The 21795-nt window shown below is 44.1% G+C and carries 18 protein-coding genes, 2 pseudogenes and 1 riboswitch; of the genes and pseudogenes, 4 read left to right on the forward strand and 16 right to left on the reverse strand.

The genetic code is table 11. The annotated features are described in order from the left end of the window. Nucleotides 1–317 precede the first annotated feature (317 nt). Nucleotides 318–1133, forward strand: a complete 816-nt coding sequence (locus tag REC12_RS12010) for a diguanylate cyclase (RefSeq protein WP_308894720.1) — start codon at nt 318–320, stop codon at nt 1131–1133. A 54-nt stretch (nt 1134–1187) separates the two neighbouring features. Here the strand turns inward: REC12_RS12010 and REC12_RS12015 are convergent. Continuing rightward, nucleotides 1188–1304, reverse strand: a pseudogene (locus REC12_RS12015) (hypothetical protein); the annotation flags it as partial. Nucleotides 1305–1354: 50 nt separating this feature from the next. Beyond that, nucleotides 1355–1945, reverse strand: a complete 591-nt coding sequence (locus REC12_RS12020) for a DUF6241 domain-containing protein (protein ID WP_308894721.1) — start codon at nt 1943–1945, stop codon at nt 1355–1357. A gap of 146 nt (nt 1946–2091) precedes the next feature. On the opposite strand from REC12_RS12020, the pseudogene REC12_RS26495 reads away from it, so the two are divergent. Further along, nucleotides 2092–2190: pseudogene (locus tag REC12_RS26495) on the forward strand (transposase); the annotation flags it as partial. 155 nt (nt 2191–2345) lie between these two features. On the opposite strand, the gene REC12_RS12025 reads toward REC12_RS26495, so the two are convergent. From REC12_RS12025 to hcp, 8 genes are all read right to left on the reverse strand, one after another. Next, nucleotides 2346–2636 carry a hypothetical protein gene (locus REC12_RS12025; RefSeq protein WP_308894722.1) on the reverse strand — a complete coding sequence of 97 codons (291 nt, stop codon included), beginning with the start codon at nt 2634–2636 and terminating at the stop codon, nt 2346–2348. Nucleotides 2637–3446: 810 nt separating this feature from the next. Continuing rightward, complete coding sequence (locus tag REC12_RS12030; protein ID WP_308894723.1) at nt 3447–4004, reverse strand: rubredoxin-like domain-containing protein; 558 nt, start codon at nt 4002–4004, stop codon at nt 3447–3449. Continuing rightward, the gene (locus tag REC12_RS12035; protein ID WP_308894725.1) at nt 4001–5131 is read right to left on the reverse strand and encodes a tellurite resistance/C4-dicarboxylate transporter family protein; all 1131 of its coding nucleotides are present in this window, start codon (nt 5129–5131) and stop codon (nt 4001–4003) included. Before REC12_RS12035 ends, REC12_RS12030 begins: the two co-directional genes overlap by 4 nt. A 117-nt stretch (nt 5132–5248) precedes the next feature. Next, on the reverse strand, nt 5249–6190 hold the full coding sequence (locus REC12_RS12040) for a hypothetical protein (protein WP_308894727.1): 942 nt from the start codon (nt 6188–6190) through the stop codon (nt 5249–5251). Then, on the reverse strand, nt 6187–6843 hold the full coding sequence (locus REC12_RS12045; protein WP_308894728.1) for a 4Fe-4S dicluster domain-containing protein: 657 nt from the start codon (nt 6841–6843) through the stop codon (nt 6187–6189). The genes REC12_RS12040 and REC12_RS12045 overlap by 4 nt, the downstream gene beginning before the upstream one ends. Beyond that, nucleotides 6843–9323, reverse strand: a complete 2481-nt coding sequence (locus tag REC12_RS12050) for a molybdopterin-containing oxidoreductase family protein (protein ID WP_308894730.1) — start codon at nt 9321–9323, stop codon at nt 6843–6845. The genes REC12_RS12045 and REC12_RS12050 overlap by 1 nt, the downstream gene beginning before the upstream one ends. Before the next feature lie 235 nt (nt 9324–9558). After that, entirely contained in the window at nt 9559–10116 is a 558-nt protein-coding gene (locus tag REC12_RS12055) for a hemerythrin domain-containing protein (protein WP_308894731.1), read from the reverse strand. A gap of 151 nt (nt 10117–10267) precedes the next feature. Further along, nucleotides 10268–11911 (reverse strand): hydroxylamine reductase, encoded by a 1644-nt coding sequence (gene hcp / locus REC12_RS12060; RefSeq protein WP_308894732.1) that lies wholly within the window; start codon nt 11909–11911, stop codon nt 10268–10270. A gap of 434 nt (nt 11912–12345) precedes the next feature. On the opposite strand from hcp, the gene REC12_RS12065 reads away from it, so the two are divergent. After that, nucleotides 12346–13023: a winged helix-turn-helix transcriptional regulator gene (locus REC12_RS12065; protein WP_308894734.1), complete on the forward strand. Its 678-nt coding sequence runs from the start codon at nt 12346–12348 to the stop codon at nt 13021–13023. 141 nt (nt 13024–13164) lie between these two features. Beyond that, nucleotides 13165–14274 (forward strand): 4Fe-4S dicluster domain-containing protein, encoded by a 1110-nt coding sequence (locus REC12_RS12070; protein ID WP_308894735.1) that lies wholly within the window; start codon nt 13165–13167, stop codon nt 14272–14274. A gap of 307 nt (nt 14275–14581) precedes the next feature. On the opposite strand, the gene REC12_RS12075 is transcribed toward REC12_RS12070, so the two are convergent. The 6 genes from REC12_RS12075 to REC12_RS12100 all read right to left on the reverse strand — a co-directional run bounded on the left by REC12_RS12075 (nt 14582) and on the right by REC12_RS12100 (nt 21504). Further along, entirely contained in the window at nt 14582–15130 is a 549-nt protein-coding gene (locus tag REC12_RS12075; RefSeq protein WP_308894737.1) for a flavodoxin family protein, read from the reverse strand. Between the two features lie 94 nt (nt 15131–15224). After that, nucleotides 15225–15683 (reverse strand): GNAT family N-acetyltransferase, encoded by a 459-nt coding sequence (locus REC12_RS12080; RefSeq protein ID WP_308894739.1) that lies wholly within the window; start codon nt 15681–15683, stop codon nt 15225–15227. A gap of 21 nt (nt 15684–15704) precedes the next feature. Further along, on the reverse strand, nt 15705–16715 hold the full coding sequence (locus tag REC12_RS12085) for an NADH:flavin oxidoreductase (RefSeq protein ID WP_308894741.1): 1011 nt from the start codon (nt 16713–16715) through the stop codon (nt 15705–15707). Nucleotides 16716–16763: 48 nt separating this feature from the next. Continuing rightward, entirely contained in the window at nt 16764–17648 is an 885-nt protein-coding gene (locus REC12_RS12090) for a DUF2268 domain-containing putative Zn-dependent protease (RefSeq protein WP_308894743.1), read from the reverse strand. 228 nt (nt 17649–17876) lie between these two features. Continuing rightward, entirely contained in the window at nt 17877–20231 is a 2355-nt protein-coding gene (locus tag REC12_RS12095) for an HAD-IC family P-type ATPase (protein WP_308894744.1), read from the reverse strand. Between the two features lie 82 nt (nt 20232–20313). Next, nucleotides 20314–21504 carry an MFS transporter gene (locus tag REC12_RS12100; protein WP_308894745.1) on the reverse strand — a complete coding sequence of 397 codons (1191 nt, stop codon included), beginning with the start codon at nt 21502–21504 and terminating at the stop codon, nt 20314–20316. Between the two features lie 46 nt (nt 21505–21550). Beyond that, nucleotides 21551–21610: riboswitch (Fluoride riboswitch) on the reverse strand. Nucleotides 21611–21795 lie beyond the last annotated feature (185 nt).

Here is a 21795-nt window from a genome sequence, read left to right on the forward strand (position 1 = left end):
CGGTTTTTCTTTTATCAGTATAGTACGACGCATTGCGGGGAAATATTATCGCCAATAAAGAAGACTTGATTCAGGTGGAGTTTTAACTCCATCTGAATCTTAGTCGCACTTATCCAGGGACTTAGCCGCTCTTAACTCACCGCTTGCTGAAGCGGGAGTCTTAGAGCAGATTAGTCAGCGGATAAATAGTTTAAGTTCTGAAATTATGTCTTATCATCTGTTCTGCCTATATTTGAAAGTAAACATTCATGTTAAAATAATACTAAATTTGATCTTATGGAGGCATTATGACTAGAAACACCATCCCTTATGAGATTATGGATACGATTCTTTCCGAATTAAAGATTGGTTTAACTCTTGTAGATAATACTGGCAACATTATTTACTTCAATCAATTAGCAGCTGAATTACTGGGATGGGACTATAACTCTCCTGACAACAACATTCTATCCTGTCATAAAAAGGAAAACAAAGATAAGCTCCTGACAAAACTGAATCAATTCACGAATAAAGAGTGGCATAACGTCATTAGAATTCAAGACAAGTTTATTGAAAATGTCATTGCTCCGGTGAATATACAAGACAAATTAACCGGAGCAATGATTATTACCAAGAATGTCACGGAAAGAGAACAAAGCTTAGAAAGACTAAAGAACATTGCCGAAATAGATTCCCTTACGGGCTTATACAACCGTAATCTTTTCAATGAAATTATTCACAGTTATATTGCCGAGTCCAAACCTTATGGCATTGTTTTCCTTGACATAAGCGGCTTAAAATATATTAATGATCATTTCGGACATGAAGAAGGCGATCGGATCATTATTAGGGCTGCGACAATTATCCAAAATAGTGTCAGGAATACTGATTTAGTATTTCGTTTTGGAGGTGACGAATTTTTAATTCTTACCTCCAACCAAATATCCGTATTAAAAATGATTGAAAATAGGATAAAAAGCAAAAATACGATTCCCACTGCTGAAAAATCTGCCGTACTAAACCTAAGTTTAGGCTTTGCTACTTCTAATGAAGGAAAAGATATTGAAACAATTCTGTCCCTAGCTGACCAGCGAATGTATAAAGATAAAGAAAACTTTTATAGGAATGAAGGAAAGCTTCTGAAGCGAATCTGACCGGAGAAAAGCAATTTAGCAAAGAATACTCATGAAACATGTGATAGTTGCCCTGACGTCATCCAGACTAAAGACTTCTTTTAATTTTAAAACAATAACCGCTAAGGAATAGGAATCATTACATTGACCGGCATCAAGAACTCTGGGAATGCCACTGATATCTCCCAACGATTTCACCGGTCTCTAGTTCTGTGGGTGGCGGGCATTTCTTCGCCTGTTCATTATGGCGCTTTTTGCGTCGTTGGTTCGAAGGGAATGTTTGTGCCGTGCTGCGCGTTGTATTCATCTAAATCCGCTTTACGCTGCTGTTCTTTCTGTTGAATTACGACGTTCAAATCGGTTATCGGCCTAACGCCTCTATGCCACGCCGGAAGTTTATCGTCTGAAACGATATCCGCCGCATTTATGCCTGTGTCAACCGTGCCATCAATCATAGTCAGTAGCGAGTTGCGATCCTGGTCGATCCCGTAGAAGTCTCCGACTTCCCAACGATCCAAAATGTCTACAAGCATTCCGCGATTGACCGTGTTTTGACCAACTATTCTGGCCTTCAATTCCGTGATCTTTTTGTGTGTGATCGGTTCCTTATCCCCTATTCCATCGGCAATTATGTAATTGTTCGCCATCTTGTTCATCTCAACTATGACTTGATGCTCAACGTTTACATCCCCTAACGGTAAGGTGTTCCCTGCACCCCCCGGACTAGCACCCAACGCCACGGCAGCGGTAGTAAAACAGATAAGGACAAGAATACAAGCTGTGCCTGCAAAACTCTGTACAAACGACAGAACCTTTTTTAATTGTTTTTTCATGCCCCTCAAAAACCGTCCTTTCAATTTTAAAAAATGGGCGACTTGCGCCGCCCTTAACTTCTTGAAACAATAACCTACTTAATTTACAATATAAAGGTTGTATAAGTTTATTACAAGGGACAAATACTTACAATTGATTTTGCCCCAGCATAAACGCTTTTCCTCAATATTTAAAAGGAAGGTCTTCGCATCTAATACAAGATGAATATCCAGAGCTGAAGAAAAGATATTGGGGTCAGCACTTATAGGCAAGAGGCCAATCACCTGACAATTCCCCGGCAATATCATCACCTCTAAAAATCATTCTTTTTGAATTTCCTCTTTGCAAATTCCTAGGAATAAATAGCCTATAGGGCTTAACAAGTATCCTTTCATACAGTACCTTTGAATACGTTCTAATTCAAAAAACACCTATTTTAAAAGCAACGACAATGGTATTAATCATAACTAAAAATGCCAAAGCTCCTGCTCCAATAGTCAAATAACCCAATATACCTTCTTCTTTTCTCCGCGAAATAGTATCCAAACCCATAAATATCATCATGAAGCCAAGACCCCCTTGCACAAAAATACGAAGAAGCCAGTTTTCTATATTAAAGAATGCCGAAACAGCCAAAATAAAAGTTACAAGGGAAAAGAATTTATAGAGAATTTTAAATAGCCCTTTTTCCGATTCGAATTTTATTAGCATGCAACACCCACCTTTTTACCTCTCTGCTTATTAAGAATATCCGTTAGTACTTAACGGAATGACGCCAGATATTTAGTCATTCCCTAGCGCATTCTCTATTTCCTTTTCAACCATAATCTGTTGCAAATTCTTCTCTTTGGTAAGCTCCATAGTATTATTATTTATGCATTAAACTCCTAATTTTACATAATAGTAAACTGATTTTATTGAAGATAGAACCGATGGATCTAACAGAAATAAAATGGCTAAGAGTAATAACGTTTGGCCTACATTCAGTACCCTTCTTGCTTCGAGGACTAACTATATTCATCTAACGTTTAAGAATTTAGGCCGCGTAATTCCTCTTTCATATCTAAAATTTCCTCTCTTTGTTGAGGGAATATTTCGACAGTTATTAATTAAATTCCTGTTAATGGATTTTTCCGGTCCGGTATTTAAGCGTGTTTATTTCAACCGCAATAACAGGCGGCATCCGATCTGAGGTAAAATCATTTATATTATTGCCTGCCCGTTTCAGTACCATATTTCCAGAATATGTAACCAAGCTTAGGAATGTGAGACCCCATACAAAGGCTGTGCCAAAATCGACAACGTTGTCGATTTTGGCACAACCCTAACCGGCTCTTCTTGAGAAAGGAACGTTAAGGCTGTAACGGTATTCGATTTATCAGAATCTACTGGAATTGGCATTAAAACTTCAAGATATTTAAATTTTTCACAGGCCACCTACTGTAAGCTAAAACGCACAGTGGGTGGTTTTTGTATCAGCTTGAGGCTATGGGTATTATATGGACATTAATAAATTAAACATTAACCAGGCAATAGAGAATTAAACATACCGGAACCCGTTTTCCCAAGAAAAATTCCACAAGCGGCGGACAAAAAACTTAAAATTATGATCAAAAGCATTGTAGTTGCGGTAAAACCATTGATTAAATATAAACTAAAAATAACTATGGACAATACTAGGAGTATTATACCGGCTTTAGCTTTATTAACCAAAAGAGGTGTTGTCAGTTTTTTAAAACGAAGTTTCCCGTCAATAAGTCCTGTAACAAAGCCGAGAAGTACAGAAAAAGGTAAAGCTAATATAGAGAGTTTGGCAGCCACCAAAAACTCTTCCCGCAGGGGACTGCCTACCCATAAGGCAAGAGAGAGCATAACCATAATGACTATGATAAAAACTTGCGGGAAATGGACACAAATAGGATGAATATGTTGATCAATAATAAATCTGCGCCTGGGAGAAATCTTTTTTGTATATGGCTCAAATACAGTCTTTGGTAATCCGCAGGCAGGACAAACGTCTTTGATGTGATCTGCGTCCATAATAAAACCGCAGGCTTTACATTTGACAAAAGTTTTCAATGTCTGCAACTCCTTTCACTGCTGCCGGAAATTAAATAATTACCTAAACCAGAGTTTTTAGCAAACAAAGCCATTGAGCGAAGAGCTCCAATGAAGGTTAACACCCATATCGTTAAGGCAAACCATCCCCAATAGTTTGGAATTGGCTTTAAAAAAGTGAAATTTGTCGTTTTTATTAAAGCCAGGGTGCAGACAGTGTACATTCCTAGGGGAAAAACCCGACCCCAAGAAGGTATTTCATAAACATTAAGTTTAGTGCCAAAACCAATTCTTAACCAGGGGAAAACCTTTATCCACCCGGGAACCTTATTCAGGACCCCTAGCCGACTGAATTTCCAGACATCCATAAGAAGCAAAATGGGTATCCACCAAGTCCCTATTGACCAGGTCAGCAAAGTAATTCCTTTGGTAAAAGGAATCAGGTCCTTCCAGTTGGCCGATATTGTCAGTTTCGACAGGATAGTTGCACCAGCCAGCGTTGTGATGGCCGCAGCTCCCATGCAGATCCAATAAGGCCCTGTCCAATCCTGGGGGTGCAAAGGACAGAAGGCCAAGCGGTAAGTTACCAGGGTGATAATCACCAAGTACAAGATGAATCCCGAAGCCCATAAAGTCCAGGCCAAAAACAAGACTGTTTCGGAATTGATGCCGAAAGTACCGGCCAAAGTACTACCCAACAAGGCGACCGACTGGGTGCTTACAATGGTCAGCAGTGTTGCCCCCTCAACGACGTCAGCAATCGTCCCATTCCGGAAGGCAATCAAATTGACAATTATAAAATAGACTAAAAATACCCAGGAGACGAATCCGATGAACCAGAGGACTTTAGCCAGACCCACAAGGTTGCAGGAAATCAGCTGCATGCCAAAAGTATTCGTTCCGGCAATAAATGTTAAGAGGGCAAACCCTTTCTTGGGGTGTTTAAGGTCATTGAGCAAAGCGGCCGGATAAAGTAAAATCCGGAGTGCAAGTAAACAGAATAAGGCCGGATAGAGCACTATGTTTATGGCCCAGAGTGACATCGCTATAAAATTATGTCCAAGTCCTTTAAAAGCAATTGAAATGATTCCCGTCGCCATGACTGCCGCAAAAGAAGCAGGATGTAAATTTCGGATCTGTTCTCTCACTTGCTCCTACACCTCCTCGTCCCCAACTCCCCGACAATGAACCCAGGCAGCCCTCTTCGAGAAATCCTCAGGTCAAACTTTTGGTGGCTTCACCCCCAAACGGTCCTTTCCCAGGCTTTAAGGGTAGTAGCGGAGAGTTACGGGAGATTCCCCTTCCCCGGGAAAGATTTGCCTTTGGCAATCTTCCGCCAGCCGTTCTGTTTTATGATGCCGTCCCGGGGCCGGTTCAGCGGAGATCCCGGGTACTTGGTTCTCCGCAGTGAGGGCCTGGTTGAGCCTGGTCAGGATCAAGAGAAAAGGCGTTAAAAGAATGTGGTTAAAACGCGTAAAGGGCAGGGTGAGAAAAAGCCCGCTGATCATCAGCACGTGCACAAGAAAACTGCCATGAGAAAGAGTGATCCCTGTGCCGTAGGTAACGAATTCCGTGGCAAAGCCCGTTAAAATCGTTAAATAAAGCAGGAAGACAAAGGCAAGGTCAGCAAGGTATGTTTTTCCATTATCCTCATAGGGATCACGTACCAATCTCCAGCCCATGATACTTAAGCCGATCAGGGAAGACAGTCCTCCTAAGTTGCCGACAATACGCGGAGGCCACCAAAATCCATGGGGAGCATCAGCATAATTGAGAATGGCAGCCAGGGTGGTAGCCAGAGTCATGAAGAGAAAGCCGAACAGCACGAGACTGTGAACAAGCCACCTCTTGGGGGAACGCTTGCGCACAGAGGCCAGGAGGAGAGTATCCTGAAAAAGAGCGGTCCATATCTCTTTGGCAATTCTCCGCCGGCCCAGGGAACTTATATACTTCCATTGCCTTAAGGCAGCGCTATTGCGGAACCAGCGGCGGAAGAACAAAATGAGCAAAACCAAAACGACCGTGCCTATTATCGCGGCGCCGAGATCAATTGATTCAGGTTTAACCCATTGGCCCAAGTTAATCGCTGTGCCGAGAGGAATTGGTAATGATAAAGAGGCCAAACCGCCTGAAGAGATCAGAAACAGTAGCACCAAGTAAAGGAATATTCCGGCTGTCAGGATTGTGGCAATTATTGCCCAAATCATTTTTCTTTCCCCCTTCCCCCGCTGCACATTTGACTTAGAGGTTTAAGATACCGAGTCGAAGGATCTGTGCCTAAGTCTTCCAGAAGTCGAAAGACCTCACGCTGAGTCTGCTTCTTTTGCCTGAGCAAATGTTGGGAAACCTTGCTACTGGGGTCATCAAGGTCTCCAAAGATACGGGCATTTGCCGGGCAGGACACCACACAAGCCGGTTCGAGTCCTTGATCCAGGCGATGAGCACAATATGTGCATTTTTTCGCCTTCCCGTTTTCCAGGCGGCTCTTAGCGAAGTTCTCATAGGGGGAATCGTCAGGAAAGTACCAGCGTTCTTCAGCCTGAAGATAAATGTTGCCATAGGGGCAGGCTGAGACGCAGGCTCCTGTTCCATTACATCGTTCCTGGTCAATGAGGACAATTCCGTCAGGGCGTTTAAAGATTGATTTGTTGGGGCAAGCCCTAACGCAGGGGGCGTCGGCACAGTGATTGCACAAAACGGGAAGATAGGAACGCTTTACTTGGGGAAATTCCCCCGTTTCCATGTTAAGAACCCGGGCAAAAAAGAAATCTTTTGGTGTTCCATTTTCCTGTTTGCAAGCCATGGTACAGGTATCACAGCCAATACAGCGCTGGAGGTCAACTAATAAGCTCAGGCGCATTACTTCACCCTCCTTATATCGACGCGCGGGTCTTTCCATAACTGCCCCGGGGCATAGACGGCGGGGAGAAAATAGGTTTCATGGAGGACTTTGACTCGTTCCGGCAGTAATACGTTATTATAGTCCCCTTTAACCAAATACCGGCTCCACCAGCCATGATCAACGGACAGCGCTCCGGGATGAATCCCTTGGGTAACCCGTGCCCAAAGCTGAAAACTGCCATAGAGATTAAAAATTTCAACTAAATCGCCATCATTGATTTGCCGGTCTTGAGCATCTTCCGGATGAATTTCTACCACCGGTTTGCGGTTCAGATTTTGCAGCCAGGGATTGTTAACATGGGTAGAGTGCACCCGCCATTTGGCATGCGGAGTCATAAGCGACAAAGGAAAACCTCGTTCTTCCCGGTTCAGGTGACTATAGGCTTCTTTATAAACGGGAAGCGCCTCACCGCAATTGCGAAAGGTTTCTTCCTCCTTATAGAATTCCATCCGCCCGGTCTTAAGAAATTCGCGCTGCATCCCTTCCTTATGAGGATAGGCTCGCGGAGGAAGAGGAAGCTTCTGCTCAATGTTTTCCACCAGCGGAACGTCCGGATAAGGCAGATTCAAACGGACCGGACCTTTTGCCAGAGCTTGGAAGGTAATTCCGGCAGAAACAGGGCCGCCATTGGCTAATAAATAATCGATAACTTCCTCCGCACTCATCCGGAAGTAGGCTTCCCATCCAGGATTTAAGCGTTTGGCGAGTTCTTTCATCATCCACAATTCACTCTTAGCCTGAAAGCGCGGTGGAATAACGGGTTGTTGAATTTGGACGTAAGGGTGTGGCCCCGTGACAACGAGTTCATGCTTTTCCCAAAAGGTCGGAGCGGGAAGTACAAGGTCCGCCAGTTCGGTCGAAGGAGTTTTCATATAGTCGACAGCAACAATGAACTCTAATTTTTCTCGGATTCCACGCCACTCATTGACGTGTGAGGTTGTAAAGATATTGGCATGGGAGAAAAAGAGAGCGTGAAATCCATTTTCAGGCAGATGAATTTTAGGATTCATAGTGGCGCTTTTTTCCGGCATAACAAGGTAATGCATGGGGACAACATTCGGACGTTTCCCGTCCGGATACCACCAGGAAGAAATGTCAAAACGAACGTGGTGTTGACCGGAATAAATATCAACACTTTCCCCAGGTTTGCCAAACCCTCCCGTAAGGGCTCCTAACAGGAGAATGGAACGAATGACAAGGTCCCCGTGGAATCGATGGTTGACTCCCATGCCGATGATGATTTGGGCGGGTCGGTTCCGGGCGTAGCTACCAGCCAGTTCATAAATACGGTCAGGATCAAGTCCGGTTTCCCGAGCGACATTGCTCAGGGAATACTGTTCCTGCCGGAGGTTTTCGCGCAAGAGGTCCAGGGCCGGGCGGACAACTACTTGCTTGCCCTCAATGTCTACCTTATATGTCCCAGCGAGAGCGAGTTGATCTCCCCCATCTATAGCAAGTGAGTCTGCAGAAACAGCAACAAAACAAAAGGAATGATCCGAATAGGGTGAATCTTCAGTTAATTTTTGACAAGCTTGCGCTGTGGCAAATACCGCCACAAATTCATTCGGTTTGCCTATACCTATGTCGGAAGCTCGCAGACGTTCTCCCGTATCCATGCGGATGAGCAACGGCAGGTCTGTGAAAGAGCGAATAAAGGAAGTATCAATCCAATCATTTTCCAGAATAATGCGGGCAAGCCCCAGTGCCAAAATCCCATCGGTGCCCGGAACGATAGGCAGCCATAAATCGGCACCTTTTACTGTTTGGCTTGCTCTGGGATCGATGACGATCACTTTGCCCCCACTTTCCTGAACTTTAAGAGCAAACTTAGCATCCGGCATCCGCGTCTGCAAAACATTTGCTCCCCACAAAATGAGAGTTTTCGCCTCCGACCAGGCGGCAGATTCACTTTCCAGCGAATCAATACCTACCGTTTCGGTATACCCCATGCTGATATCCCCATTATAATCGTAACCCGTAGCATAGGAGGCTCCTAATAAACTTGCCAGCCGAACCTGAGCTCCTTTTTGCACATTCCCGGTAGCAATAACCTGATTGAAGAAAACGATGGAATCCGGACCATATTTAGCTGCGATGTCCTTCAATTTTGAAGCTAAAAGATCTAACGCCTCGTCCCAACCGGCCTCCCGCCAACGGCCTTCCCCTCGTTGCCCCACGCGTATAAGTGGGGTTTGTATCCGGTCCGGATGATAAATCAAAGAAGTTGAAGCCATGCCCCGCAGACATCCGCGGGGGTTGTAGTCTGAGTCCGGATAATCTGCCGCAGGTTTGAGATCTATAATAGTATCGTCTTTAACAGCAGCGATCCAGCCACAAGCGCCTGTACAATTAGGGGAATCAACAGTCCGCACATAGCGGATTTCCGGATCGGGTGCAGTGTCTGGAAATCGTCCGGGAACCCGACGAGTTGTTACCATCTGAATCCCTCCTCAATGCTGGAAATTTTCAAATAGTTTTTTCTACTTTAAGCACAATCCTGCTTGGTTTACCCTGGGATAGCATATTTTCAGAGAGCAGGCTATGAAACACTGTTTTCTCGTCTGTAAACTCTCATTTGCAAATTATGATAAACCGGCTTTAGTTACAGTAAGATGCTAAAAGATAAGGATATCAGAAATTTTACAATTCCCTAATATCCTTAATTGACTATTTTTAAGATGTTAGATAAACATCTTTCAAAGCATGCAATGTCTTATGAAATTCTTCATGTTTATGCGGACCGATTTCTGTTTCCTCTATCCTGGCAAAGGATTCAGCCATTTCAGCCATTTTTTCGGAACTTAAGACCCTCTCCGCCATGACATAAAGGACATTATTTTCTTTTTCAATATGCGCGGTTAAAAGCTGGCCATAGTTTCGGGCATACTTTGAGATTTCAGCGCTAGCATTGTCCTTACCGCCTCGATAACCTTCAACTCCGCTTCTTAAGCCTTGAACGAAGCTGCGCCCCTGGTCATGCTCATAAAACATGACGCCGATCGGGCCGCCCTGACGAGGAATACCGGCCTCTTCCATAGCTGGGAATAGAACCTTTTCCTCCTTGCCATGGTGACATTGGTCGACAAATACTTTAAGGAATTCAAGGATTTGCTCCAGGTGTCTGACATCAATAGCTTGACCGGCTTCCAGTTTGTTTGTGATTTTATCTAAGATACGAATGGTCAAAAGGACGGCTTCATGTTCAGCTTTTAGTTCTTCAATCGCTGTCATCGCGATCACCCTCCTTATATTCTTGTCAATCTTGATAAGGGTCAACATTTTATTGAAGAGGGGTGCCGCTAAGCAAGAAATAGCAAGAGCGACACCCTCAGTTACAAGTGGCTTAACCAATTAAAGTGAAGGATTCATTTTAATGAGAATACTAGGCCATGAAAATTTTAAGATCGTCTTCCACATTCGTGATTCCGGCGATTCCGAAGTTTTCAACCAAAACCTTTGCTACATTGGGAGATAAGAAAGCCGGAAGCGTCGGTCCAAGGTGTATATTTTTTACACCGAGATACAGGAGGGCGAGTAAGACAATGACAGCCTTTTGCTCATACCAAGCGATGTTATAAGAGATGGGGAGTTGGTTGACGTCATCCAGACCAAAGACTTCTTTTAGTTTTAAAGCAATAACCGCCAAGGAATAGGAATCATTGCATTGACCGGCATCAAGAACTCTGGGAATGCCGCCGATATCTCCCAAGTTTAGTTTGTTATATTTGTACTTAGCACATCCTGCCGTCAAAATAACCGTATCTTGCGGCAATGCTTGCGCAAAATCTGCATAATAATCACGGCTCTTCATACGGCCATCACAGCCCGCCATCACGAAGAAGCGCTTTATGGCTCCGGACTTAACTGCATCCACAACTTTATCGGCGAGAGCAAGAACCTGATTGTGGGCAAATCCCCCAACGATTTCACCAGTCTCTATTTCTGTAGGCGGCGGGCATTTTTTCGCGTGTTCAATCAGTGCCGAAAAATCTTTCGCTCTTCCCTCTTCCCGGTCTGCGATGTGCTTAACCCCTTCAAAACCAACCACACCGGTCGTGTAGACACGGTCTTTATAAGAATCTTTCGGAGGAACCAGGCAATTGGTTGTTAAGAATATGGGCCCGTTAAAGGAGTCAAACTCTTTATCTTGTTTATACCAAGCATTGCCGTAGTTGCCCACAAAATGCCCGTATTTCTTAAAGGCCGGGTAGTAATGAGCCGGGAGCATTTCACCATGGGTGTAAACATCCACGCCGGTTCCTTCCGTTTGGCTGAGCAGCTCTTCAAGATCTTTGAGATCATGTCCACTAATGAGAATGGCCGGGTTGTTCCGAACCCCGATGTTGACTTTTGTCAGTTCCGGGTTGCCATAGGTAGTTGTGTTGGCTTTATCCAATAGAGCCATGACATCAACCCCATGTTTTCCTGCTTCCAAGACAAGTGCTACAAGGTCCCCAGCCTCAAGGGTGTCATCCAGAGTGGCGACCAAAGCTTTTTCTATAAAGGCAAAAATCCCGCTATCTTTGTGTTGAAGAGTATATGCATGCTCGGCATACGCAGCCATCCCTTTTAAACCATAAGTGAGCAACTCTCTGAGTGAGCGTACATCTTCATTTTCCGTCGCTAAGACGCCTACAAGGGCGGCTTTCGCTTCAAACTCCTCCGGAGAACCCGTCCAGGTCGCGGCATCGTGCAAGTTCTCAGGTATCTCGCCCCCTACGCGAATGAGAGCTTGTTTTAGATCTTCACGGAGTTCGAGGGCGGCTTGGATTCGTTTGACAAAACGCTCTTTATCGAAGTTGGCATTGGTAATCGTGCTAAAAAGGCTTTCCATGATAAATTGATCAACATCTTTACGTATAAGATAACGCTCCCGCGCTTGAACCGCATAGATGGCGATTCCTTTTAACGTGTAGATAAGGAGATCTTGCAATTTGGCAACATTCTCCGTTTTCCCGCAAACCCCTTTCAGCGTACAACCAGTTCCTTTGGCTGTTTCCTGACACTGATAACAAAACATACTCATTGTTCTTTCCTCCTAATATTCAAATAGTTAAATTTCTATATTTCAATTGACTAAGCTAAGTTTAGGCTTAATTCAAATATTGTTCTGTGATTGTTGAAATACCTTTGATGTGCGAAAAGTCACACCAGAATCCTTTTCTCATCCTCACCTCCAAAAATTCATTCTTATTTTTATTGAATTTCCCCTGCAAATTCCTGAGATAACCTATGGGGCTTTTAACAAGCACCCTTTTGTAGTGACTTCGAATACCTTCTGATTACATTACTAATGCCTCTTGGTAAAAGGCCACTTCCGGTGGGATCTCGATCTTTAAATTCTATGGCCTTAGTCCGGTTAGTTAAAAATTTAGAATAATCATATAATTATTGACAAATGATCGTATTTATTCTATACTTAGGATACTATATTTAAGATATGGATAAAGAGGGGCCCCAATGACAAAAAAATACAACCACTACTGCCCTGTGGCCTTTTCACTTGAAGTAATTGGTGGAAAATGGTCACTAACCATCATTCGAGACCTTTTGCATAAGCCGCAACGATTCAGTGACTTGTTGAAGTATTCTAGTGACATTACACCTAAGTGGCTCACGCTTACACTTCGCCAGCTCGAAGAGTCGGGCATTGTTGAGCGGGAAGAGCAGCAAGGCCACCGCGAAGTCTGGTATAGACTGACACCGGCAGGACAAGATCTTCGACCAATAGTGTCAGCGCTAAAAGAATGGGGCCTTAAGCACGCCATGCGGCCTCCCTTACCTGGAGAAGTGGTTCACCCGCACCTGACTATGGGTGTGTTAACAGACTCTTTAAATATTCGCGCCCGCAAACTGTCACGTCCGGCAACTTGGCAAATTTCTTTCCCTTCTAATAAAACTTTTGCTTTGACTTTTGACGCTGATCAATGGTCACTCAAGGAAGGTGAAGCGGAGAATCCTGATCTTATAGTGACAGTATCACCTGAGGTGTGGGCTTCATTTTTGGCTGTAAAACGAAGTGAACGCAGCCGTTTTTTGCCCTTGATGGAGCTAACCGGTACACCAGGATGTATTGAAGAGTTTCTGCGAACATTTGGTGTGAGCGATGAAATTAACCTAAAGCAGAAAGGAGAGTAATTTTTTTAGTCAAAAACATAACCTAATAGTTGCGAGCACATTTTTGCTTGTATTTGAATGATTACTCATTCATGAATGGGTTTTAAAACAGATTTAATGCTCTTCAATATCGAAAGAGCTATCAAAGGAGGATAAAAGAATATGGGACATATCATAAATGCCAAAGAAGAGCTTTACGAGGCACTGGCCGAACGCCTGAGCAAGACTCCGGAAGGGGCGCCGATAAACGAACACTTGATGGCAATTCTTCATCGGCTCTATACGGAAAGCGAAGCCATGGTCGGCAGTAAATTTCCTTTAATGCCAATGCCCCTGAATAAGATCGCCACTATCACCGGCATTAATGAAAAAGAACTTAAACCAATTTTGGACGGAATGTCGGACAAGGGATTAATGCTTGACATACCGCGTAAGGATACCGTTTATTACATGCTGGTTCCTATGTTGGTGGGATTTTTCGAGTATACCTTTATGCGGACCGGTGACCATTTAAATTTAAAGGAGCTGGCAGAGTTATTTGAAACGTACTTTCACAGCGATGGTGTAGCTGAGGAAATAGCCGGAATAAACACGAAAATGATGCGCGGCCTGGTTTATGAAAGTGTCATCCCGGTGGCCGTCGAGACGGAAGTGTTAGACTATGAGAAAGCCTCGGAAGTTATCCGGCAATCCGGCGGCGGAGCAATTTCCCTGTGCGCTTGCCGCCACGAAGCATCACATCTTGGCAAAGCCTGTGACGCGCCTCAAGAAGTTTGTATGTCTCTCGGACCAGCCGCCGAATGGATCATACGCAAAGGGCTGGGTAAACCGGCAACGGTAGATGACTTGCTGAAAATACTGGAACAAACCCAAAAACTAGGATTGGTTCATCTGTGCGATAATGTGATGAACAAACCGACATACATCTGCAACTGTTGTGGCTGTTGCTGCCATGTTCTACGTGATATTAATGAAAAGCAAATCTTTGCTACCCATCCCAGCAACTTTATGCCATCCGTAGAACTGGAAAGTTGTGTAGGTTGCGGTATCTGTTCCGATAGCTGTCAAATTCATGCTATTGCAATGACTAATCAGGAAAATGGCGTAGAAATACCGGTTGTAAATACTGACATCTGTATTGGTTGCGGTGTGTGTTCCTCAGCTTGCCCGACGGGTTCAATGACCATGTCTCGCCGGTCTGATTTGCATGTTCCTCCGGAGAATCTAAAAGAAAAGCTTACTCGAATGGCCAAGGAGAAGCATCGGGGATAATTATTGCTGCAGCTCTATACCGGAACCATCCATCCTCATTATGAAATCCACATCTACAATCCACAGTTAACCCTCCCTGTACTATCCAATAACCGTCAGTCCTTATAGTGTTCTTGCCGGATAGGACACTATCGGAACGGCAACCAGCAAAGATCTATGCCGGTTGCCGTTTGTATTTATTATAGAAAGTGTACTACTGGACTTAGACTGAAAAACTTTCTTGCTGCTCGACTTGACCTGTCGATATACTTGTCAAAAAACCCACATATAATAATGCCTGCAAGCAAATGAACTAATGCGGTGGCTTTTAAAATGGCTGTAATCCGGCTCCTAAATTTTTAGCCATCAATGGATAATTACTCTCTTCCGCATCTTTTCGAGTATAAGCACCAATCGCCAGTACCATACCCCCTTCTTGCCAGTGCAGATAACGGCATAAAGTTTGATAATGCACAACCAAAGCATCCATCGCCCATCTTTCTTTATCGCCACAAGCCGCAAGTAAACAAAGTTGTTTGGGAGTTTGGCGCAATATGGAATTAACTGAAAAATAGCGGTCAATAACTCGCTTAAGCTGTGCTGTCATGCCAAAATAATAAAGCGGGGTTACCAGAACGATTGCATCAGCACTCAATAAGTGCGGAAAAATTTGCTTCATATCATCATCGTACACACATCGTCCATCATTGTTGTGACAGTGAAAACATCCAAGACATGGATGAATATCTAATTTTGCTGTGTCGAAACGAACGACCTCATGCCCCGCTCCCTTTGCGCCAATAATAAACTCATCGGCTAGTAACGCTGTGGTTCCCTGCGGATGAGGGCTTCCTGTGAGAATTAACACCTTCATCATTCATACCTCCGAATAATACAAATAATAGAAATGAAGCACACCAATTACGAGTTGACAGTAATTAACTTCTATAACTTAAATTTAAAAATTAAATTTAAGTTTGCTGTTCTAATATAACTGCTCTAGGATAGAAGCCATATTTTTGATAAAAACGAAAGGCTTGTTCGTTACCTACTGCAACATTAATCTTTTTCTTAATAACCGCTTTTTTATCCAGCCATTTCAGCGCCAATTCAATAAGAGAGCTTCCTACTCCCATTTTTCTAAAAGCCTCGTTCACATATAGCGAATCAATCTCACCATAACCTTCATGAAGAACAGCAACGCAATAGCCTATCGCTTTATCTGAACGTTTCTCTATCGCTAGGTCAATTCTCAGAAATCCTTGTATCGCTTTTGCAATCCATTGTTCGTTTCTCTGCTCAAATGTCCTTTTTGCAATATCATCCTTGAAAAAAGTCGAAATACCCGCGTGATGTTCATTCAACTTTTCCCAGAGCGGAGCTACTCTCTTTAAGAGCTCTTCTCCGCCTTCAACATATGTTATGTCCAAAAACATACCTCCTACCCCAAATCACAAATTATGAGACGAAGAACTGGCGGAGCCTCCACCTTTTTCCTTATAGTTATTTACAAGATCAGGTTTGGCAATAAACGGCCTGGCCAGTCCGAAATACCCGATGTCAGTCGAGTTGAGTATTTTCTCCATATTGGCAAAATCCCGGTTGCCTCCGGTTAAGATAACAGCCGTCTTGTTTTCTTTGGCAACAAGTGCCGCCGCCTCTAAAAAGAAACTCTCCGTTTGCTTTTCAGGCGGAATCAGGTACCAATTTCCGCTGACCTCAATACCATCCGCTCCGAGTTTGGTCAATTCTCTGCCTACGTATTGAAAGTCGTCCGAAGTCTGTCCGCCTTCGATCATGTCGTCACAGTTAAGCTTAAGCAATAGCGGATATTCCGGGCCGACTGCCGTCCGAACCGCTATGAAAGTCTCCAGCGTCATCCTGGCTCTGTTTTCAATCGGACCGCCGTAACCGTCATCGCGCCGGTTATAATAAGGCGTAATAAACTGGTTAAGTAAAAATCCGTGGGCCGCATGGATTTCTACCCCGTCAAACCCCGCTGCTTGCGCTCTCCGGGCCGCTTGCGCAAATTTAGTTTGCACCTGCTTTATTTCCGTTAAATTCATCTCCTTGGGGATGACTCCGGTACTTAAATTTGCAACGGCACTGGGGCCCAACACCTTATGGCCGCTGCTATCCCCCATCACATAGGAACCGACATAAACCAGTTGCAGTATAATATTCGCTCCCTGGGCATGGACAGTCTCGACCAACCTCTTGTTTTCCTCGATAAATGAATCGTTATAGATAGCGGGCATGGAATAGAAACCTTCCGCCTCATCGACTAAAGTAAAACCGGTGATAATCGTTCCGACTCCGCCTGCTGCCAGAGTAGCATAGGTTTTTAGCATCCCCTCGGTCACACGCCCGTTCGGGGTCTTGTCTCCGACCGAGGAGCGGATAAAGCGGTTTTTCAAGTGCATATTTCCGATTTTAGTTTCATCAAGTAAAGTTTTCATCATCGTTCCCCTCTCTAAGAACTTCCGGAGGAAAAAAGACTTCTCCTCCCTTCAAAAATTATCCTCCACTCTCCAAGGTTCTGGGTGAGCCGATGGGCGGAAAAATACCTTTTCCCAGCTCAAACCAACTAAGTCAATAGGATTGGACTTTACCTTCTCCAGATACTCTTTAACTTTCAAATATCCGTATACATAGCCTATTCTGGGTGGCTCATCCGGAAGCAAACCTGAGGTTTTATGACGAGTAAAGAAACCCGATGCATTATCGTTTTTATAGACTTCCTCGCAAATTACTTTGTCAATTGCGTTCCAGTGATCCGTCACCCAATTAACTGTTGCTTCAGGAACGTAACAATAATCACATACTTGATTGCCAGGAAATAAAGACTCCGAAAAATTAATGGCCAAGCCCTCAGTAACCACCCTTTCACCGACGCAATTTCCAAATAATTTCCCTTCAAAAAAGGTACCCCTTAGCCAATGATGACATTCATGAGATAAGAGCAAGCGCAGATTGCTTATGTCACCATTAGCTGCTTCAAGGCAAAGTACAGTAACGTTCTCCCCTTGATAGGCAGTAGAATATATATTTGTAACATCCAAACCGATAATTATATAGAAATCCAAATCTCCAGGCTGTACCTTAAAATTACTCAAAATGCTTTGCGTACAGCTTTTAACACTCTCTTCAAATTTTTCCAGGTCGCCAATATTGGTTCGTAATTTTTCAAAATACTTTTTGCCGCCTAAAGCGTCCATCCTCCCCAGGATATCAGCTCTGGTGGCAAAGCCCCTTTGTCGGAAGTATATTCCATTTAATAAATCTATATTGGGCATCAAATAAGAATTAACATAACTCTGAAACCAATCATTTTCCGAATTGCTTTTATCATAAGCTGTGATAAATTCTCTATATTTCCAGATCCAATTTATCATTTCTCCTCCAAACGAAAAAATTTCTTCAACGCTTCCGACAGGCGGCCAAATTGGGAGTACTCAGTACTAAATAAACATCCTTTAGGTGATTCAAATCTTTAAAAGCAGCATCGGCTTATATAGTTTTGTGCATTAGGTAAAAAATTATCTTCTTTGTAAAAATCATTCCACAAGTCTCCTTAAATTCCTGCAAAAAGCAGCAACAAAAAAGCTAGAAACAGTATTGGCTTATGAATGACGTTCAGTCCCTAAAATGCCGGTAACTTTGTAGTACCGAATCTTCAGACCATCTAAAATCAACAGGGCCAAAAGCGTAATGACAAATAATACTGCGATATATTTCCAGGAAACCCCGGCCATCACCCAGCCAAAGAGCGCCATCAGTGTAGCAAGGACAATATTTAGGGCAACCATTCCTCTAACCCACTTACTTGGTACTGATGACCAGAATTGATCCCGGGTGCGCGTCATAATAATAGTTTCCATAGCCGAATAGATCAGGTAAATGAACATTAAAGAACTGATTTGAGCTGCACTTAGATTTTGAATTTTAAAGTAAAACCAGAGCAGTCCTAGCCCAAGAGCCAGCCACCCGATGGTAAAAATAGCGGATATTTTGGCCAGCTGAGGCATATTCCATTTTTCGGGGACTGTTGTTGGCCAGGCATTGTCGGTTCCTAACGTTAAGGTAACCATATCATTCATCACAACGATGAAAACAATTAAGCTTAAGGAAACCGGGAAAAATCCGCTAAAGATAAATCCAAAGGTCAGGAGCGCCGCCAGCTCGGCTGTGCGGGCCAATTTGGTAATCGTCCAGGTCATCATCCTCCGATAAACACGGTGGCCGCCGTCAATCACTTTGGTAATGTCAGATAACTTGGGCTCGGTTAATACAACCCTCGCAGCAGATTTAGCAACGTCCGTGGCAGTGCTGACTGCAATGCCGACATCCGCCTGTTTCAGCGCCGGCGCATCGTTAATGCCATCTCCGGTCATTCCGACGACCATTCCTGATTTCTGTATAACTTGGACAATTTTGTACTTATCTTCGGGGTAAACATTCGCAAACCCGTCAAATCCCAAGGGATTGGATAATGCGTCCTGCAATGTCCCAATGCGGTTGCCAAGCCCCACCTGCTCCGCAATCGCCTTGGCGGTACCGGCCGTATCACCCGTCAGCATAATCACCCGAATACCTAATTCCTTAATTTTAGCAATGGACTCCTTGGCATCATCCCGCGGCGAATCAGCCAAGGCAATAAGCCCTTGGCAGACCAGTTTCTCACTTTCGCCCGAAGCAACCGCCAGAATCCTGGAACCCTTCGAACTCAGTAAATTAAGCTGAGCTGTAAAATTGTCCGGAACTACCGCCATCTCAGCAATGACTGTTGGGGAACCCAGCACTACATTTAGCTGGTTCCCGTTTTGACTAATCTGAGCTGTGGATATTTTCCTAACCGGATCAAATGCGGTAAAGGATAATCTCTCCGGCATAACTAAGTTTTGCTTTTTTAGAGCCCCGAGGATTGCTGTGCTAATAGTATCATTGGAGGTATCGTCGCTTGCGGCAGCCGCCAATTTCAGCAATTCGCCTTCTCCTTGCTGCCCCAAAGGCACCAGTTCGGCAATTTCAGGCCGATTATTGGTTATGGTCCCCGTTTTGTCAACGAGCAGGACATTCATACTGGCGGCTTCCTGAATCCCGGACAGCCCTGTTATCAGCACATGTTCTTTCGCTAAATTTTGCGCCTCCAGTGAATTGGCCACAGTGAAGCTGGAGGGCATTGAAATAGGAATGGTAGCAATAAACAAAATAACCAAGAATGGCAACAGTTCCTGCCAAGGCGTCCCATTAATAAACGCGGTGACCACTAGAATAACGGCGAGTATAACGTCCAAGTAGGCAAGATATCGGACGATATTGAAAAGCAATACCTGTAGCCGCCCCGGAGCTTCAGCAGTACGGACCAATTCTGCAGTTTTACCATATGAACTCTGCCTCCCAATGGCGGTTACGCCGGCGATTACCTCGCCGTGGCTGATCGTAGATGCTGAAAAAATGGTGTCGCCGGCTTCTTTGCTTACATCAATTGATTCGCCAGTCAGTGCAGATTCATCAACGCTCGCATTTCCTTGGATAATTTCTATGTCAGCCGGGACAATGTCTCCAACTCTGACGTGCACAATATCTCCGGGGACAAGCTCGCGGGACGGCATCGTCTGCCATGTTCCATTCCTCAAAACACGAACGCTGATTTGCAACTGATGATGCAGGTAGCCAATCGCCTTTTTGGCGCGCTTTTCTTGGATTTCCCCGATTACAGCAGAAAATACAAGCAGAAGAAAAACCACTGCTGCCTGGACCCCTTTTCCCATAAACAATTCGAATATCATGGCCGCCTCAAGCAGCCACGGGATGGGACCCCACATACGTTTTAAGGTCCCTATGACCGGACCCGCCTGTTTTTCCGGAATTTCATTATAACCGTATTCTTTTCTCTTAGCCTGAAGATCATCATCGTTCAAACCAGTTCCTTGATATGAATTTTCGATACTGACCGCATTTTTACTTTCAAGCACCTAAATCCCTCCCCTGGTTTTCATTGTTTTAACCTATCATTAATTTCTTGGGCTATTGACCAAACTTTCCCCTTAACTTTTGTTATCCTGCTTCGCTTACTTTCTCTAATTTAGAGAAAGTAAGCAAAATAAAAGCGGCCAGGGCGCAGGCGGCGCCGAAATAAAACATTGCTGAAGGTGAAACCCGATCCCAGAGATAACCGGCTATCAAATTCGCCGGCAGCGTCATAATTCCTAAGGAGGCGTTAAAGAAACCATAGGCTGTCCCACGCTTGTTATCTGGCACAAGACGGGCTACCAAAGCTTTTGCTATGCCCTCCGTAGTCGCATAGTACATGCCGTAGAAAATGTACACCAGCCAAATCTGCCATTGCTGCTTTGCGAGGGCAAAACCAAGATAAGACAGAGCATAGATGAGCCAGCCCGCCTGCATAACCCTTACCCGGCCTATTTTATCGGACAGAGAGCCTGCCGGTACAGCCAATACAGCGTAAAACATATTGAAGAGCGCATAGATAATCGGAATCGCTATCACACTGACGCCGACATTCTGGGCACGTAAAATTAAATACGAATCACTTGAATTGCCAAGGGTAAAGACAAGCATAATGATCAGGAAAAATAAGAAATTCCCCTTTATAAGGCTGAAATCAAATTTGCTTTTCTCTTTTGTATCCAAGTCCTTTTTTTCTGTAACGAAGAGGGTTATCAATAGCAGCGTAAGCGCGGAAATTGCGCCTGCGATATAAAATATAATTCTGTAACGCATATTGCCTTCAGTTAAAAGGAGTAATAATCCGGCTGTCACGAGCGGTCCCAAAGCTGAACCCAGTGTATCCAGCATACGTTGATATCCGAAAGAGAATCCCATCCTGCCCTCTTTGGCGGATTGGGCAACCAGCGCGTCTCTTGGCGCATCTTTTGTCCCTTTGCCTACGCCGTCAATCAGACGTAAGACAAAGGCCTGCCATGGAGCAACAATAAAACCAAACAAAAAGCGGCTGATTGCCGAAAGCAGATATCCGATAAATGTTATGGTTTTTCGTTTTTTCAACCTGTCGGACAAAACACCGGACAGAATTTTAAAGATACTGACGATTGTTGTAAGGCTGCCTTCGATTAAACCTATCGTTTCTTTGCTCAATCCCAGAACCGAAGAGTAGAAAAGTGGGAGTATGGGTTGGATCATATCCTGACCAAAACCACCGAAAAATGCAACCCAGCCAAGAGTCTTGACGTTATTATGTACTTTTTGGGGCTTGCTTTGTTTCATTTTATTAATACCTCCATCAGAAAATAGAAAAGCCAATAGTTCCACCCTCGCGGTAGAAGCCATCAGCTTTTCAGCAATTTAAGTGAGCTTCATCACTTTTATCCGATGACTAATCCGCTCTAAGACTCCCGCTTTGGCAAGCGGTGAGTTAAGAGCGGCTAAGTCCCTGGATAAGTGCGACTAGGATTCAGTTGGAGTAAAACTCCACCTGAATCAAGTCTTCTTTATCCTCTGACTAATCCGCTCTAAGACTCCCGCTTTGCCAAGCGGTGAGTCAAGAGCGGCTAAGTC

The organism is Candidatus Desulfosporosinus nitrosoreducens, from assembly GCF_030954495.1.
In the GTDB taxonomy this organism is placed as follows: Bacteria; Bacillota; Desulfitobacteriia; order Desulfitobacteriales; family Desulfitobacteriaceae; genus Desulfosporosinus; species Desulfosporosinus nitrosoreducens.

What these genes read in the sequence shown, in the direction of transcription:
- REC12_RS12045 (WP_308894728.1), bottom strand. Translation starts at nt 6,843, where the DNA reads ATGCGCCTGAGCTTATTAGTTGACCTCCAGCGCTGTATTGGCTGTGAT.
- REC12_RS12090 (WP_308894743.1), bottom strand. Translation starts at nt 17,648, where the DNA reads ATGATAAATTGGATCTGGAAATATAGAGAATTTATCACAGCTTATGAT.
- REC12_RS12010 (WP_308894720.1), top strand. Translation starts at nt 318, where the DNA reads ATGGATACGATTCTTTCCGAATTAAAGATTGGTTTAACTCTTGTAGAT.
- REC12_RS12055 (WP_308894731.1), bottom strand. Translation starts at nt 10,116, where the DNA reads ATGACAGCGATTGAAGAACTAAAAGCTGAACATGAAGCCGTCCTTTTG.
- REC12_RS12040 (WP_308894727.1), bottom strand. Translation starts at nt 6,190, where the DNA reads ATGATTTGGGCAATAATTGCCACAATCCTGACAGCCGGAATATTCCTT.
- REC12_RS12020 (WP_308894721.1), bottom strand. Translation starts at nt 1,945, where the DNA reads ATGAAAAAACAATTAAAAAAGGTTCTGTCGTTTGTACAGAGTTTTGCA.
- hcp (WP_308894732.1), bottom strand. Translation starts at nt 11,911, where the DNA reads ATGAGTATGTTTTGTTATCAGTGTCAGGAAACAGCCAAAGGAACTGGT.
- REC12_RS12025 (WP_308894722.1), bottom strand. Translation starts at nt 2,636, where the DNA reads ATGCTAATAAAATTCGAATCGGAAAAAGGGCTATTTAAAATTCTCTAT.
- REC12_RS12065 (WP_308894734.1), top strand. Translation starts at nt 12,346, where the DNA reads ATGACAAAAAAATACAACCACTACTGCCCTGTGGCCTTTTCACTTGAA.
- REC12_RS12075 (WP_308894737.1), bottom strand. Translation starts at nt 15,130, where the DNA reads ATGATGAAGGTGTTAATTCTCACAGGAAGCCCTCATCCGCAGGGAACC.
- REC12_RS12070 (WP_308894735.1), top strand. Translation starts at nt 13,165, where the DNA reads ATGGGACATATCATAAATGCCAAAGAAGAGCTTTACGAGGCACTGGCC.
- REC12_RS12100 (WP_308894745.1), bottom strand. Translation starts at nt 21,504, where the DNA reads ATGAAACAAAGCAAGCCCCAAAAAGTACATAATAACGTCAAGACTCTT.
- REC12_RS12050 (WP_308894730.1), bottom strand. Translation starts at nt 9,323, where the DNA reads ATGGTAACAACTCGTCGGGTTCCCGGACGATTTCCAGACACTGCACCC.
- REC12_RS12085 (WP_308894741.1), bottom strand. Translation starts at nt 16,715, where the DNA reads ATGATGAAAACTTTACTTGATGAAACTAAAATCGGAAATATGCACTTG.